Below are 14,798 nucleotides of genomic sequence, written 5' to 3'. Positions count from 1 at the left end.
ACGGTCATGTCGATCGAGTTCATCGGTTTCATCAGCAACAACAATTCGTCCGAGACCATCGTCCGGGAAGGGCCGGTGCTCAATCCGACCCATATCGAGACGGTGGCGAAGGCGCACGAAAACGCCGGCTTCGACCGCGCGCTGCTGGCGTTTCATTCGACCTCACCCGACTCGCTTCAGATCGCGCAGCACGTGCTCAACGTGACGTCCCGCCTCAACGTGCTGATCGCGCAGCGGCCCGGCTTCACCGCGCCGACATTGCTGGCGCGGCAGTTCGCGGTGCTCGATCAGTTCTCCCGCGGCCGTGTTGCCCTCCATGTCATCACCGGCGGCAACGCCACCGAGCTCAGGCAGGACGGCAATACGCTCGACGACAAGGACGAGCGCTATGCCCGCACCTCCGAATTCCTCGACGTGCTCAAGCTGGAATGGAGCAGCGACAAGCCGTTCAGCTACAAGGGCAAGTACTACCAGGTCGAGAACGCCTTCTCGCAGGTGAAGCCCTATCGTCCCGAGGGCATCCGCGTCTATTTCGGCGGCGCCTCGGATGCGGCGATCGACGTCGCCGGCAAGCACGCCGACACCTTTGCGCTGTGGGGCGAATCCTACGCGCAGGTGCGCGACGTCACCTCGCGCGTCCACAACGCCGCGGTGCGGCAGGGGCGGCCGGCGCCGCGCTTCAGCCTGTCGGTGCGGCCGATCATTGCGCCGACCGAGAAGCAGGCCTGGGAGAAGGCTGAGGAAATTCTGGCGCGCGCTACTGCGCTGCAGGACAAGACCGGCTACCGCAGGCCCGCCGACGGCCATGCCACGGCCGGGGCGCGGCGCCTGCTCGCGCTCGCCGATCAGGGCAGCCGCATCGACAAGCGGCTCTGGACCGAGATCGCAAAGCTCACCGGCGCCAACAGCAACACCACCGCACTCGTCGGCACGCCCGAGCAGGTCGCGGAGGTCTTCGGCGATTATTACGATCTCGGCATCAGTCATTTCCTGATCCGCGGCTTCGATCCACTGATCGATGCCATCGAATACGGCCGTGAGCTGATCCCGCTGACGCGCGAGCTGGTCGCCAAGCGCCAGGCCGTTCGCGGTGAGGCCGCGGAATGATCCGCCTGATGTTGGCCGGCGCGCTGCTGTTCGCTTCGCTTGAAGTCGCAGCCGCGCAAACCACCTTGCGCGTCGGGGACCAGAAGGGCAACGCGCAGGCCGTGATGGAAGCGGCCGGCGTGCTCAAGGACGTCCCCTACAAGATCGAGTGGAGGGAGTTTCCGGCGGCGGCGCCGCTGCTGGAGGCGCTCAGCGCCGGCGCGATCGAGACCGGCCTCGTCGGCGATGCGCCCTTCACCTTCGCCGCCGCCTCCGGCGCGCCGGTGAAGGCGATCGCGGCTATCCGGCAGACGCGCGAGGGGCTCGCCATCCTCGTACCCGAGAACTCGCCGATCAAGAGCTTTGCCGATCTCCGGGGTAAGAAGATCGCGACCGGCCGCGGCTCGATCGGCCATCAGCTGATCCTGGCCGCGCTGGAGAAGAACGGCTGGAGCGCAAATGACGTGCAGATCGCGTTCCTGGCACCGTCGGATGCCAAGATCGCCTACACGCAAGGCTCGGTCGATGCATGGTCGACCTGGGAGCCTTATGTGAGCCAGGAGGAGGTGCTGTTCAGGTCGCGGCGCATCATCACCTCGGAAGGGCTGACGCCGGGGCTGAGCTTCCAAGTCGCGCGGCCCGACGCGATCAGGGACAAGCGCGCCGAGCTGACGGACTTCATCCGCCGCCTCACCGCGGCGCGGGCGTGGTCGCTGAACAATATCGACAGCTATGCTGCGACCTGGGGCAGGCTGATGAACATCCCCACCGCCGTGCCGCAGAACTGGCTGTCGCGCGCCAAGATTCGCATCGCGCCGATCGATGACGGCGTGGTCGCGGATGAGCAGGCCACGATCGACCTCTATTTCCGCTGGGGCCTGATCAAGCAGAAGCTGGATGCAGCGGAGATCGTCGACCGCTCCTTCACGGACGCGATCGCGAAGGCGGGATTGTAGCCGCGCTAGCGTCCGCGGACGGTCTCACCCTCCCCTGGAGGGCAGGGCTATCGCATATGACTTGTGGCGGCGGCCTGCGCGCACGCCTCGTCCTTCGAGACGGCGCTTACGCGCCTCCTCAGGATGAGGCTAATCAGCGTCAGTGCTCGTTGAAACTGCAGCCGCGCACCTCCGCCCTCATCCTGAGGAGCCCGCCCAAAGCGGGCGTCTCGAAGGATGGCTGCAGGGAAAAGCTCTCAAATGCGATAGCCCTACCCTGGAGGGGGAGGGTCGGCTCGCGTTGAGCGCAGCGAAACGTGAGACGGGGTGGGGTGACTGTCTCTCCACATCTGGCGGTGCCCGAGTGGAAAGATCACCCCACCCCGCTCGCGCTTCGCGCGATCGACCCTCTCCTCCAGGGGAGGGTAAGAGAGAGCTTCGCGCTACCTTCTCCCACGAGCGGAGAAGGAAGTAGCGCTCACGGGCGCTTCAAGAAGTCGTGAGAAAAGGAGGAGGTTTCCAGCGCAATCGACCTCGTTGAAACAATCCTTCTGCACTTTGTACCGACGACAACTCTCTCATTGCTATTTGCATCGCACCTCTTGCGGCACTGCGCACTCTCGCAAAGATCAATCCGACGACCACATCGGGAGACCGGCCATGGGCCTGCAAGAAACAAAAATCGAATCGCTTCCCTTCGTCACTGCCGAACTCAACTATCTCGCGCCAATCGACGGCAAGCCGCGCACCTACGCGTTCGATCCGCCGCCGGGTGAGCCGAAAAGCACCTCGCTGCCGGAGCCGCATCAGGTGCCGATCTTCGATGCGCGGCTGATCGCGCAGAATTTCTCGCTGGATCGCGAAGGTTTTGCGCTGGTGCGTCACCCGACGCAGGTGAAGGATTTTTACAACGACGAGGAAATCCGCAGCGTCTACTATCCAGCGGTCGAGGCGTTCCTGCGCGCGACGCTGAAGGCCGACCGCGTCTTCATCTTCGACCACACCGTGCGCAAGCGTGTCGAAGGCGCGCCTGATATCCGCGGCGGCGGGCCGCGTCAGCCGGCGACGCGCGTCCATGTCGACCAGACCGCGATCTCCGGCGCCAACCGCGTGCGCGAGCATCTGCCTGATGAAGCCGAGGAGCTGCTGAAAGGCCGGGTGCAGGTGATCAATCTGTGGCGGCCGATCCGCGGCCCCTTGCGCGATTCACCGCTTGCCATGGCCGATGGCACGACGGTGGCACCGGAAGACCTCGTCGCCTCCGACCTGATCTATCCCAACCGCCGCGGCGAGACCTATTCGGTGAAATACAATCCGAACCACCGCTGGTTCTATTTCCCCGAGATGACGCCGGACGAGGCGCTGCTGCTGAAGTGCTACGATTCCGCAACCGACGGCCGCACCCGTTTCGGCCCGCACACCGCGTTCGTCGATCCGAGCACGCCGGCCGATGCAGCGCCCCGCGAAAGCGGTGCGCACGCTGGTGTTCCACCGGCAGTAACAAAGTGTGATGGCATTGACGGGCATCGCCCGGCAATGTTCCCGGAACTCTCGGGAACAAAGCGACGTTTGCATCGCCGGGCAGGGCAACCCGGAGGGTGCCGTGCACGCGCAGACGACGCTATTGGTAGCTCTGGCCAGCTTTTTGCTTTTTGCCTTTTCTGTTGCCCACGCTGAAACCGGGCTTGCTTCATACTACGGATACGCAAAAGCCGGCAAAGGCGGCGAGCTGACCTGCGCCCACCGCACGCGCCCGTTCGGCACGGTGCTCAGGGTGTCCTACAGCGGGCGCACGATTCAGTGCCGCGTCAATGATCGCGGCCCCTTCATCCGCGGCCGCATCGTCGATCTCTCGGTGCCAGCCGCCCGGGCGCTCGGTATGATGAGCGCCGGCGTGGTGCGGGTCTCGGTGGATTAGACGTCCGAGCGCGCTATAGTGCCGCCCAATGCAAAGGGGGCGCCATGGCCAGGATCAGGGTGGGACTCGTCGGCTGCGGCTTCGTGTCGGAGCTGCACATGTATGCGTTCCGGCGCGTCTATGGGGTTGACGTCGAGGTCGCGGCGGTCGCTGCCCGCGGCGACAAGGTTGTCGCGTTCGCCCGGCATCACGATATCCCGCGTGTTTACCGTAGCTTCGCCGAGCTGATCGCAGACCGCGATCTCGATGTCGTCGACATCTGCACCCCGCCCAATCTTCACGCCGAGATGATCGTCGCCGCCATGGAGGCCGGCAAGCATGTCATCTGCGAAAAGCCGTTCGCCGGCTATTTCGGCCGCGAAGGCGATCAGCAGCCGATCGGCAAGCACGTGCCGAAGGCGCTGATGTATGAGCGCGTGATCGAAGAGATGGACAGGACGCGCGCCGCGATCGAGCGCACGGACAAGCTCTTCATGTATGCCGAGGACTGGATCTACGCGCCGGCGGTGACAAAGACCGCCGAGATCATCAAGGCGACTAAGGACAAGATCCTGTTCATGAAGGGCGAGGAGAGCCATTCCGGCTCGCACGCCGCGCATGCTGCGCAGTGGGCGATGACGGGCGGCGGCTCGCTGATCCGCATGGGCTGCCATCCGCTTTCGGCCGTGCTGTATCTGAAGCAGGTCGAAGCCAAGGCGCGCGGCGAGCGCATCCGCGTCGCCAGCGTCACCGGCGATGTCGGCAACGTCACCGCCGGGCTGAAGCCCGCGGAGCGCAGCTACATCAAGGCCAATCCCGTCGACGTCGAGGACTGGGGCACGCTCACCGCCACTTTCTCGGACGGCACCAAGGCGACGGTGTTCTCCGGCGACATGATCATGGGCGGCGTGCGCAATCTGATCGAGACCTATACGAGCGGCGGCTCCCTGTTCGCCAACATCACGCCGAACAATCATCTGATGAGCTATCAGACCAGCGAGGAGAAGCTCGCGAGCGTCTGCATCACCGAGAAGGTCGATCGCAAGACCGGCTGGCAATATGTCTGCCTCGAGGAGGAATGGACGCGCGGCTACTTGCAGGAGATCCAGGACTTCATGGAGTGCGCCGCGACGGGCCGGCAGCCGCTGTCGGATCTCGCGCTGGCCTATGAGACGATAAAGGTGAACTACGCCGGGTATTGGGCGGCGGAGGAGGGGAGACGGGTGGTGTTGTAGGGGGAGATCGTTGGCTGGGACCGCGGAGTTGAAGCTCCTCCGAATAAGTGGACACCTGTAGTAGGCTCATTGAGCCCGGAGGTGTCGAATGGAACGTCAACGTCGGTCATTTACCGAAGAGTACAAGCACCAAGCCGTCGAGTTGGCTTTGTCGAGCGGGCGCTCGATCGGGTCGGTTGCCAAGGAACTCGGTCTGCGCGACTCGGTGCTGCGGCGCTGGGTTGACAAGCTCCGGCAGGAGCCGACATCGGCGGCGTGGCGCCCCACCACGCAGGCGACGCCGATGTCGGCGGACCAGGCTTCGGAGATCGCCCGCCTGCGTCAGGAGAACGAACGGCTGCGCATGGAGCGCGACATTTTAAAAAAGTCGATCGCGATCTTCGCCGGAACCCGGACATGAGCTTCCGCTTCATCGAAGACCACCGCGACGCCTATCCGGTGCGGCTGATGTGTGCCGTGCTCGAGGTCTCGCCGGCCGGCTATTACGCCTGGCGCGATCGCCCGGTGAGCGAGCGGACCAAATCCAATGCCAGCCTCCTGGCCGCGATCCGGCAAGTCCATCAAGACAGCAGCGGGCGTTACGGCAGTCCTCGCGTCCATGCCGTCCTGCGCAAGCAGGGCCGCGGCGCCAGCCGTGGCCGGATCGAGCGGCTGATGCACCGGCACGGTATCCGCGCCATCATGGCGCCGCCACGCCGGGTGCGCACCACCGACAGCCGTCACGACCTCCCGATCGCACCGAACCTGATCGCGCGCGACTTCACCGCTCCCGCCCCGAACCGGGTCTGGCTCGCCGATATCACCTACATCCCGACCGCGGAGGGCTGGCTGTATCTGGCGGCCGTCATGGATCTGTTCAGCCGAAAGATCGTCGGCTGGGCCATGCAAGACCATATCCAGGTCGAGCTCGCATCCGCGGCGCTGACGATGGCCATCCAGCAGCAACGGCCGCTGGCCGGATTGATCCACCACTCCGATCGCGGTGTGCAGTATGCCTCACATGCCTATCGCAAGGTCCTCACCGGCGCCGGCATCGTGGCATCAATGAGCCGCAAGGCCGATTGCTACGACAATGCCCCGATGGAGAGCTTCTTCCATACCTTGAAAACCGAGCTGATCCATCATCGCGACTACAACACCCGCGCCGAGGCCCAGCGCGACATCTTCGCCTTCATCGAGGGCTTCTACAACCGAACCCGGCTCCATTCCGCAATCGGATATATCGCCCCGATCGAGATGGAGCTAAAAGCCGCTTAAACCCGTCCACTTTTTCGGGGGAAGATCAGGGACCGCGGAGTTGCTCTCTTACCCTCCCCTGGAGGGGGAGGGTCGATCGCGCGAAGCGCGAGCGGGGTGGGGTGATCTCTCCGCTTGGGCAGTGCCCGTGTGGAGAGATCACCCCACCCCGCTTCACCTCTCGCTTCGCTCGACGTGAAGCGACCCTCCCCCTCCAGGGCAGGGCTATCGCATATGACTTGTGACGTCGGCCTGCGCGCACGCCTCGTCCTTCGAGACGGCGCTGACGCGCCTCCTCAGGATGAGGCTAATCAGCGTCAGTGCTCGTTGAAACTGTTGCCGCGCACTCCGCCCTCATCCTGAGGAGCCCGCCCAAAGCGGGCGTCTCGAAGGATGGCTGCAGGGAAAAGCTCTCAAATGCGATAGCCCTGCCCTCCAGGGGAGGGTGGGAGAGCGCCGCGCATTCACGCCCCGTAGGTTGAGCCCTTCGGCAACGGGAAGACCGGGTCCTGCGTGCGGATGTTGGTCGGCCACACCACGGAGATGTGCTCGCCGGCGTTCTGCATCACGACCGGCGTCGAGCGTTCGTTCTGGCCGGAGAGCGGCGTGCCCGGCGGGAAGAATTTCACGCCATAGCCCTGGATCGTGCCGCCGGCGGGGATGTCGACGTCGAGCGCCGCTTTCCGGATCGCCTCGGGCTCGAAGCTGCCGTATTTCTCCTTGGCGATCGGCAGCACGTTGTTGAGCAGCACCCAGGTCTGGTTGAAGCCCATCGAGCAGTGCGGCGGCACGTCGGTGGCGCCGGTCTTGGTTTTGTAGCGCGTGACCATCGCGTTGATCAGATCGCCCATGCCGGGCGCGAGCTTGGCGGGATCGAGCAGCTGCGCCGGCACCGGGTCGATGTTGCAGAAATTGTCGATGTCTGCGCCGAAAGTGGCACGCAGCTTGTCGAGCTGGCTGTAGCCGGCGCCGGCCCCGAACAACATCTTGAAGCGCAACCCGCTCTCGCGCGCCTGACGCAGGAACAAGGTGATGTCAGGGTTGTAGCCCGCATGCGAAATCACGTCGGCCTTGGCGCGCTTGATCTTGGTGACGAGCACCGAGAGATCGGGCGCCGAGGCAGAATAGCCCTCGCGCAATACGACCTGGATGCCGGCCTCCTTGGCGTAAGTCTCGTCGGCGGAGGCAACGCCGACCCCATAGGGGCCGTCCTCGTGGATCAACGCGACCTTGACCTCCTTCGGGTCCATGCCGAGCTTGGCTTTGGCATGCTCGGTGAGGAAGCTTGCAAAAGCCTGGCCGTATTGATCCGAATGGATCTGTGCGCGAAACACGTATTGCAGGTTCTTGTCCTTGAACACGGCGGTCGAGACCGCGGTCGTGATCCAGAGGATCTTCTTCTGCTGCTCGACCTTGGCCGCGAGCGGCACCGCATGCGAGCTCGCATAGACGCCGTTGAGGATGTCGATCTTCTCCTGGCTGATCAGGCGTTCGGCCTCGTTGATCGCAACGTCGGGCTTACTCTGCGAATCCGCGGCGACCGCAGCAACCTTGTATTTGCCGCCGACACCGCCCTTCTCGTTGACGAGATCGATGGCGATCTGCGCCCCGATCGACGAGGCGACCGAGCCGCCGGCGGCGAAGGGGCCGGTGAGGTCGTAGATCAGGCCGATGCGTAAATTGTCGGCTTGTGCCTGGGCGCGTGTCCAATCGAGGCTGAGTGCGGCGGCGGCAGCCGCCGAGGTCTTCAGCAGCTGCCTGCGTGAAGTCGGCATCCTATCCTCCCTCAAAACCGTCGTTTGATCTTGTTGTTGTTCACGAAGTATGGGGAGCGGGACGGCGGAAAGTCAACATCGCGAAAGTCGAGGTCCGCCGTCCGCGGCATAGAACGCAAATGCGAAATGAGCGGTCGGCGCGGGAGAGCTGGGCGACCGAGCGATCGCACCGTGGTTCAGATGATGAAATCCGTGGTCTTCAGATCGGCCGCGTGGATTCCGTTCAGCGTGATCGCGTCATCGCTCGTCAGGTGGATCACGGCGTGCCGGAGCCGTCGTCGCCGATCAGGCTCTTCAACGCGCTCCATCCTGCCAGGCCGTAATCTTGCAGGTCGATGACGTCGTGCTCCGCTGCGGTGCTGCCCCCAGCCGCGTTGCCCTGATCGAAATCGTTGATCACGTCCTGGCCCGAAACCGTATTGAAGATGAACAGGTCGTTGTTCGGTCCGCCCCAGATCTGATCGTTACCGCCGCCGCCGTTGAGAACGTCCCGGCCGCCCGCGATCGAGCCGTCCACGGCGGGGGCGTAGGTCTGTGCATCGCCAAACAGCCGATCGTCGCGATTGCTTCCGTAGAGGATATCATTGCCGCCTTGCGCGTTGCCGATCATCTCCCCGGCATCGCCGATCAGCGTGATTGAAGCCGATTCCGCATTGCTGTCGACGATTGCGATCAGGACGTCATCGCCACCACGGGCGTTGTCGATCATGTAACCGCTATCGCCGAACAGCGATGCGCCGCCGGACCGCGCATCGCCGCCGACCCTACAGATGAGGATGTCATTGCCGCCGTGTGCATCGCCGCTCATGGACGACAAGGCATCACCCGATATCGACGCGAAGCTGGAGGGGCCGGCATGGACCACGCTGACGACGTCGTTGCCGCCCTGAGCGTTGCCGCTCATCAGCCCTCCGGAATCGCCGCTGAACTGACCATATGATCTGTCGCCCATCTCTGCCGAGATGAGGTCATTGCCGCCCCTGGCGTCGCCGGTCATGACCATGCCGGCGTCGCCCGAGAGATAAACGTTCGCAAAGGTCGCGTTCGAGGCCTCGACGTGCAGCACGTCGTTGCCGCCATGGGCCTGGTCGGACATGATCAGCGCGTCGCCGTCGAGGTCCGTATAGAGCAGTCGCCCCTCGAGCGTCGCGACAAGAAGGTCGTTGCCCCCATGCGATCGGCCCGCCAGGGTCTCCTCGTCACCGACGAACAGCAGGCTGCTGGGTCCTTCGTCGACCGTCGCGATCATGGTGTCGTTACCGCCACGACCGTCGACCGGGAGACCGGCGTCTCGTACGCGACCACAAGTTCCTGGCTTCCAAGGCTGACGATGATGGTGTCGTTTGGCATACGGCGCATCGCGCAACTCCCACTTCATGCTCGAGGCCGGCTGGAGATAGCGTCATGCTTTCACGCCGCGCCACGATTCTGCTGCGCGACCTATCTTCGTTGCTATGATGGCGGAGATTTGCTCGACGGTCGGAAAAGGGACGATCAGCGCGTCGTGGTATCGTCACAAAACGCGCCGGCGCGTTGCGCCGGCGCGCGCTCGTGCAGAGTGCCGCTCAGCCCGGCCCGGCGCCCTGCGTCGCCGTGTAGACGGCGTAGAGCGATTGGCTCGCGGCCATGAACAGGCGGTTGCGCTTCGGACCGCCGAAGCAGACGTTGCCGCAGACTTCCGGCAGGCGGATGCGGCCGAGCAGCTTGCCCTCCGGCGACCACACCGTCACGCCGCTGTAGCCGACGGCGCGGCCGGCATTGCTGGAAGCCCAGAGATTGCCGTTGACGTCGCAGCGCAGGCCATCCGGTCCGCACTTCACGCCGTCGATCACGCAATCGCTGAACTTCTTCAGGTTCGACAGCTTGTTATCGCTGCCGACGTCGAACACGAAGATCTCGCCTTTGCCGCCGGCGCCGGTGTCGCCCGGCCCTTTGCCGGTCGAGGCAATGTAGAGCTTCTTGTAATCGGGCGAGAAGCAGAGCCCGTTCGGGTCGGGCACCTGGTCCTCGGTGACGACGAGGTCGATGCGGCCGGAGGGATCGATGCGGTAGCAATTGGTCGGCAGCTCGCGCTTGCCCGGCACGAAGCCGGCCGGCTGACCGATCCGCGGATTGAGCTTGCCGCCCGCATTGCTCGGACCGCCCGCGACGTCGGGCTCGCCTTCGTAGAGCTGGCCGCCATAGGGCGGATCGGTGAACCAATAGCTGCCGTCGGGATGGGCGGCGACGTCGTTCGGCGAGTTCAGCTTCTTGCCCTGATAGGAGTCCGCGAGCACCGTGGCGGTGCCGTCATGCTCGTAGCGCGTCACCCGCCGCGTCAGGTGCTCGCAGGAGAGCTGGCGGCCCTGGAAGTCGAAGGAGTTGCCGTTGGAGTTGTTGGAGGGCGAGCGGAACACGCTGACGCGGCCGTCGTCCTCGGTCCAGCGCATTTGCCGGTTGTTGGGAATGTCGCTCCACAAGAGATAGCGGCCTTGCGCACTCCACGCCGGGCCCTCGGCCCACAACAGGCCCGTATAGAGACGCTTGATCGCGGTGTTGGGCTGGGCGAGATCGTTGAAGGACGGATCGACCGCGATGATGTCGGGGTCCCAGAAATAGGTCGTCGGCGCGCCGTTGGGTCCGAAATCGCGCGGCGGCGTCGTGATCGTCGTCGGCGGTGCGGCAGGCCCGGTCTGGGCCAGCGCGGGGCCCGCCAGCGTGGCGGCGGCGCCGAGCGCCAGCCCGCCGACCAGCGTTCGTCGTGAAAGCGCAGCATGCTGCGCACGCTGCTCCTGCTCAGGAGCCTCCTGGCGTGTCATCGTATCCTCCCGGTTTTCTTCGGCTGGCCGGTTGATCCGGCCAAGCGAGGTGAAGGTTAGTCCGGTCCGCGTCCGGTTGCGAGGGGTAGACTTGAAACCGCGGCGTGATTGCAGGTCGCAATTTCGTCACCTTCGAGTGCGTTTGGAGTGCAGGGCGCTAGCGGGGTAAAGCCGGAGCTCATTGTGCAGGTCGTCTTCCTGGTCATCCTTCTCTCGTTCGCATTTGCGGCTGGCTACTTCACGCGGGACCACGTCTCTCGAAAAAGGCGGGCGGAGGCACGCCGCTGGCGCGAGTACAGGGAGCCGGACTGGCTCTCAGCGAAAGCGCCGGCCAACACCAACGAGGTGAAGGCCGGCACGGCCGTGCGGGCGTCCACCGGCGAGCTCGGCCAGATGCTGAACCGTTGGGAGAGTAGGGCGCGCGCCCGTCGCACCGGCACGGGATAGGCGTGTCCCTCGCAAATCCGGCCAAATGGAGCGGAGGCGAAATCCAGGACGGCGTTCCGGCGTTGCGCTTCACTCCATACAGGCCATGTATTCATACAGACCATGTATTCGGGCGGCCGCCATCGAGCTATTAGGTCACCTATCCTGACCATCTTTTGGCGTTGCAGTTGCGCCCGTTTCTCGTCTAGAAACGGCCGCATCGGGCCTCTCCCGGAAACCAACCGTCAACGGTTTTGACCGAGGATTTGAGGCTCAAAAGGGTCTGGCAATGCTGATTCGCGGCCATATCGAGGGGATTTCGGGGGAGGTGGCTCTGGCCGCCGCCGCGATCCCGGCCGCATCACTGCCCACCCTCCTTATTGGCGGCCTTCTTCTTACTTGCCCCTGAGGGCCGGCTGGGCGCCATGCGCCTGGGCGCTCAGGGGTTGGTCGAGATCACCGGACACCTCAAGCGCCAAGGAATGAACGGCGCAAACGCTCAAAAGGAATCTAGGAATGGCCACCGTGAACAAGTCCGAGAAGGACCGCGTCATCATTTTCGACACCACGCTGCGCGACGGCGAACAGTGCCCCGGCGCCACCATGACCTTCGAGGAAAAGCTCGAGGTCGCCGAGCTCTTGGATGATATGGGCGTCGACGTCATCGAGGCCGGCTTTCCGATCACCTCCGAAGGTGACTTCCAGGCCGTCAGCGAGATCGCCCGCCGCTCCAAGAATTCGGTGATCGCCGGCCTGTCGCGCGCCCATCCCGCCGACATCGACCGCTGCGCCGAAGCCGTGAAGTTCGCCAAGCGCGGTCGCGTCCACACCGTGATCGCGACCTCGCCGCTGCACATGCGGGTGAAGCTGAACAAGACCCCGGAGCAAGTGATCGAGACCTCGGTCGCCATGGTCGCGCGTGCCCGCAACCAGATCGACGACGTCGAATGGTCGGCCGAGGACGGCACCCGCAGCGAGATGGACTTCTTGTGCCGCATCGTCGAGGCCGTGATCAAGGCCGGCGCCACCACGGTGAACATCCCCGACACCGTCGGCTATACGGTGCCGGAGGAATACACCCACTTCATGAGGACGCTGATCGAGCGCGTGCCGAACTCGGACAAGGCGGTGTTCTCCGTGCACTGCCATAACGATCTCGGCATGGCGGTTGCCAATTCGCTGGCCGGCATCACCGGCGGCGCGCGCCAGGTCGAGTGCACCATCAACGGCATCGGCGAGCGCGCCGGCAACGCCGCGCTCGAAGAGATCGTGATGGCGATCAACGTGCGCAACGACAAATTCCCCTACTGGAACAAGATCGACACGACGCAGCTGACCCGCGCCTCGAAGCTGGTGTCGGCGGCGACCTCGTTCCCGGTGCAGTACAACAAGGCCATCGTCGGCCGGAACGCCTTCGCGCATGAGAGCGGCATTCACCAGGACGGGGTGCTGAAGGACGCTTCGACCTACGAGATCATGCGCCCGGAGATGGTCGGCCTGAAGCAGTCCTCGCTGGTGCTCGGCAAGCATTCCGGCCGCCATGCCTTCGTGCACAAGCTGGAGGAGATGGGCTACAAGCTCGGCCCGAACCAGCTGGAAGATGCGTTCACGCGGATGAAGGCGCTGGCCGACCGCAAGAAGGACATCTACGACGAGGACATCGAGGCGCTGGTCGACGAGGAGATGGCGGCCTCGCACGACCGCATCAAGCTGACCTCGCTGACCGTCATCGCCGGCACCCATGGTCCGCAGCGCGCGACCATGAAGCTCGACGTCGACGGCCAGATCAAGATCGAGGAAGCCGAGGGCAACGGCCCGGTCGACGCCGTGTTCAACTGCATCAAGCGCCTGGTGCCGCACGAGGCCAAGCTCGAGCTGTACCAGGTCCATGCCGTCACCGAGGGCACCGACGCGCAGGCGGAAGTGTCGGTGCGGCTGTCGCAGGACGGCCGCTCGATGACGGCGCGCGCGGCGGACCCGGATACGCTGGTGGCCTCGGCCAAGGCCTATCTCGGCGCGCTCAACAAGATCGTCATGAAGCGCCAGCGCGACACGGTGACGACGGCCGCGGCGAGCTGACAAGCGTCAGCTTGTCATTCCGGGGTGATGCGAAGCATCGAACCCGGAATCTCGAGATTCCCCGGTGCGCAATTGCGCACCTGAGGTTCGGTCCTGCGGACCGCCCCGGAATGACATCGTTCACCATGAATGGCTGCCCTGCTAAGGGCCAATAGCGGCTGTGTAGGCGAGCCGCTATTGATGCAGCCGGCATAAGATTGGCTACCCGGCGCCGCCGGGCGGCCCAAACAAACGACAGGGAGAGATTATGCGCACCTTGGCGATCGCTGCGTCCATCGCGGCTCTGGCACTGGGCCTGACCGGGCCGGCACTGGCCCAATCACCGATCATCATCAAATTCAGCCACGTCGTCGCCACCGACACGCCGAAGGGCAAGGGCGCGGAGAAATTCAAGGAGCTCGCCGAGAAGTACACCGGCGGCAAGGTCAAGGTCGAGGTCTATCCGAACTCGACGCTCTACAAGGACAAGGAGGAGCTCGAGGCGCTCCAGCTCGGCAGCGTGCAGATGCTGGCGCCGTCCAATTCCAAGTTCGGGCCGCTCGGCATCCGCGAGTTCGAGGTGTTCGATCTGCCCTACATCCTGCCCGACATCAAGACGCTGCGGAAGGTGACGGAAGGGCCGCTCGGCACCAAGCTGCTCAAGCTGCTGGAGCCTAAGGGCATCACCGGCCTTGCCTATTGGGACAACGGCTTCAAGCAGATGAGCGCGAACAAGAAGCTGATCACGCCCGCGGACTACCAGGGCGTCAAATTCCGCATCCAGTCCTCGCGCGTGCTGCAGGCCCAGTTCAAGGCGCTCGGCTCGCTGCCGCAGGTGATGGCGTTCTCGGAAGTGTACCAGGCGCTGCAGACCGGCGTGGTCGACGGTCAGGAGAACACCTGGTCGAACATCTATACCCAGAAGATGCACGAGGTGCAGAAGTACATCACCGAGACCAATCACGGCTACATCGGCTACGTCGTGATCGTGAACAAGAAGTTCTGGGACAATCTGCCGGCCGACATCCGCGACCAGCTGTCGAAGGCGATGAAGGAAGCGACCGACTTCAGCAACGCGCAGTCGCAGAAGGAGAACGACGACGCGCTGGCCGAGATCAAGAAGAGCGGCAAGAGCGAGATCATCAAGCTCACGGCCGAGCAGGACGAGGCGATGCGCAAGGCGATGGAGCCGGTCTACAAGGATGCCGCCGGCCGCGTCGGCCAGGCGCTGATCGACGAGTTCCTGAAGGAAGCCAAGAGCACGACGAACTGACCGCCAAAGGCGACCAACGAAGGGCTTCCGCGCACCGCACGGAAGCCCTTTTTGTTGCAAATCGTTTCGGTTTGCATCT

General features: G+C 64.3%; 11 protein-coding genes and 1 pseudogene. 9 read left to right on the top strand and 3 right to left on the bottom strand.

The window, feature by feature from the left end; translation table 11 throughout:
• Positions 1-6 precede the first annotated feature (6 nt).
• The 6 genes and pseudogenes from N2604_RS32075 to N2604_RS32050 all read left to right on the top strand — a co-directional run bounded on the left by N2604_RS32075 (position 7) and on the right by N2604_RS32050 (position 6,410).
• Positions 7-1,107 carry an LLM class flavin-dependent oxidoreductase gene (locus tag N2604_RS32075; RefSeq protein WP_260371987.1) on the top strand — a complete coding sequence of 367 codons (1,101 nt, stop codon included), beginning with the start codon at positions 7-9 and terminating at the stop codon, positions 1,105-1,107.
• A complete protein-coding gene (locus N2604_RS32070; RefSeq protein WP_260371986.1) occupies positions 1,104-2,042 on the top strand; it encodes an ABC transporter substrate-binding protein in 939 nt (312 codons plus the stop codon). Before N2604_RS32075 ends, N2604_RS32070 begins: the two co-directional genes overlap by 4 nt.
• A gap of 639 nt (positions 2,043-2,681) precedes the next feature.
• Positions 2,682-3,522 (top strand): annotated as a pseudogene (locus N2604_RS32065) (CmcJ/NvfI family oxidoreductase).
• A gap of 102 nt (positions 3,523-3,624) precedes the next feature.
• Positions 3,625-3,939: a septal ring lytic transglycosylase RlpA family protein gene (locus tag N2604_RS32060; protein ID WP_260371985.1), complete on the top strand. Its 315-nt coding sequence runs from the start codon at positions 3,625-3,627 to the stop codon at positions 3,937-3,939.
• Between the two features lie 44 nt (positions 3,940-3,983).
• Positions 3,984-5,153, top strand: coding sequence for a Gfo/Idh/MocA family protein (locus N2604_RS32055; protein WP_260371984.1), 1,170 nt, complete (start codon positions 3,984-3,986; stop codon positions 5,151-5,153).
• A gap of 88 nt (positions 5,154-5,241) precedes the next feature.
• Positions 5,242-6,410 (top strand): IS3 family transposase gene (locus N2604_RS32050; protein ID WP_260371983.1). Its coding sequence is split into 2 segments (ribosomal slippage): positions 5,242-5,530 and positions 5,530-6,410, totalling 1,170 coding nucleotides; the frame shifts between segments, so codons are not numbered across the junction.
• Between the two features lie 443 nt (positions 6,411-6,853).
• On the opposite strand, the gene N2604_RS32045 is transcribed toward N2604_RS32050, so the two are convergent.
• The 3 genes from N2604_RS32045 to N2604_RS32035 all read right to left on the bottom strand — a co-directional run bounded on the left by N2604_RS32045 (position 6,854) and on the right by N2604_RS32035 (position 10,962).
• Positions 6,854-8,164, bottom strand: a complete 1,311-nt coding sequence (locus N2604_RS32045) for an ABC transporter substrate-binding protein (RefSeq protein WP_260371982.1) — start codon at positions 8,162-8,164, stop codon at positions 6,854-6,856.
• Between the two features lie 256 nt (positions 8,165-8,420).
• On the bottom strand, positions 8,421-9,530 hold the full coding sequence (locus N2604_RS32040; RefSeq protein WP_260371981.1) for a calcium-binding protein: 1,110 nt from the start codon (positions 9,528-9,530) through the stop codon (positions 8,421-8,423).
• A 199-nt stretch (positions 9,531-9,729) separates the two neighbouring features.
• Positions 9,730-10,962 (bottom strand): SMP-30/gluconolactonase/LRE family protein, encoded by a 1,233-nt coding sequence (locus tag N2604_RS32035; RefSeq protein WP_260371980.1) that lies wholly within the window; start codon positions 10,960-10,962, stop codon positions 9,730-9,732.
• A gap of 180 nt (positions 10,963-11,142) precedes the next feature.
• Between N2604_RS32035 and N2604_RS32030 the strand changes: the two genes are divergently transcribed.
• The 3 genes from N2604_RS32030 (at position 11,143) to N2604_RS32020 (ending at position 14,719) form a co-directional block, all read left to right on the top strand.
• Positions 11,143-11,409 (top strand): hypothetical protein, encoded by a 267-nt coding sequence (locus tag N2604_RS32030; protein ID WP_260376355.1) that lies wholly within the window; start codon positions 11,143-11,145, stop codon positions 11,407-11,409.
• Positions 11,410-11,904: 495 nt separating this feature from the next.
• Positions 11,905-13,467 (top strand): 2-isopropylmalate synthase, encoded by a 1,563-nt coding sequence (locus N2604_RS32025; RefSeq protein ID WP_260371979.1) that lies wholly within the window; start codon positions 11,905-11,907, stop codon positions 13,465-13,467.
• A 247-nt stretch (positions 13,468-13,714) separates the two neighbouring features.
• On the top strand, positions 13,715-14,719 hold the full coding sequence (locus N2604_RS32020) for a TRAP transporter substrate-binding protein (protein ID WP_260371978.1): 1,005 nt from the start codon (positions 13,715-13,717) through the stop codon (positions 14,717-14,719).
• The last annotated feature ends 79 nt before the right edge of the window (positions 14,720-14,798 follow it).

The sequence above is a fragment of the Bradyrhizobium sp. CB1015 genome (assembly GCF_025200925.1).
Lineage (GTDB): Bacteria > Pseudomonadota > Alphaproteobacteria > Rhizobiales > Xanthobacteraceae > Bradyrhizobium.
The sequence above is the reverse complement of the archived record's forward strand: the minus strand, read 5'-3'. Positions and strand labels throughout refer to the sequence as shown.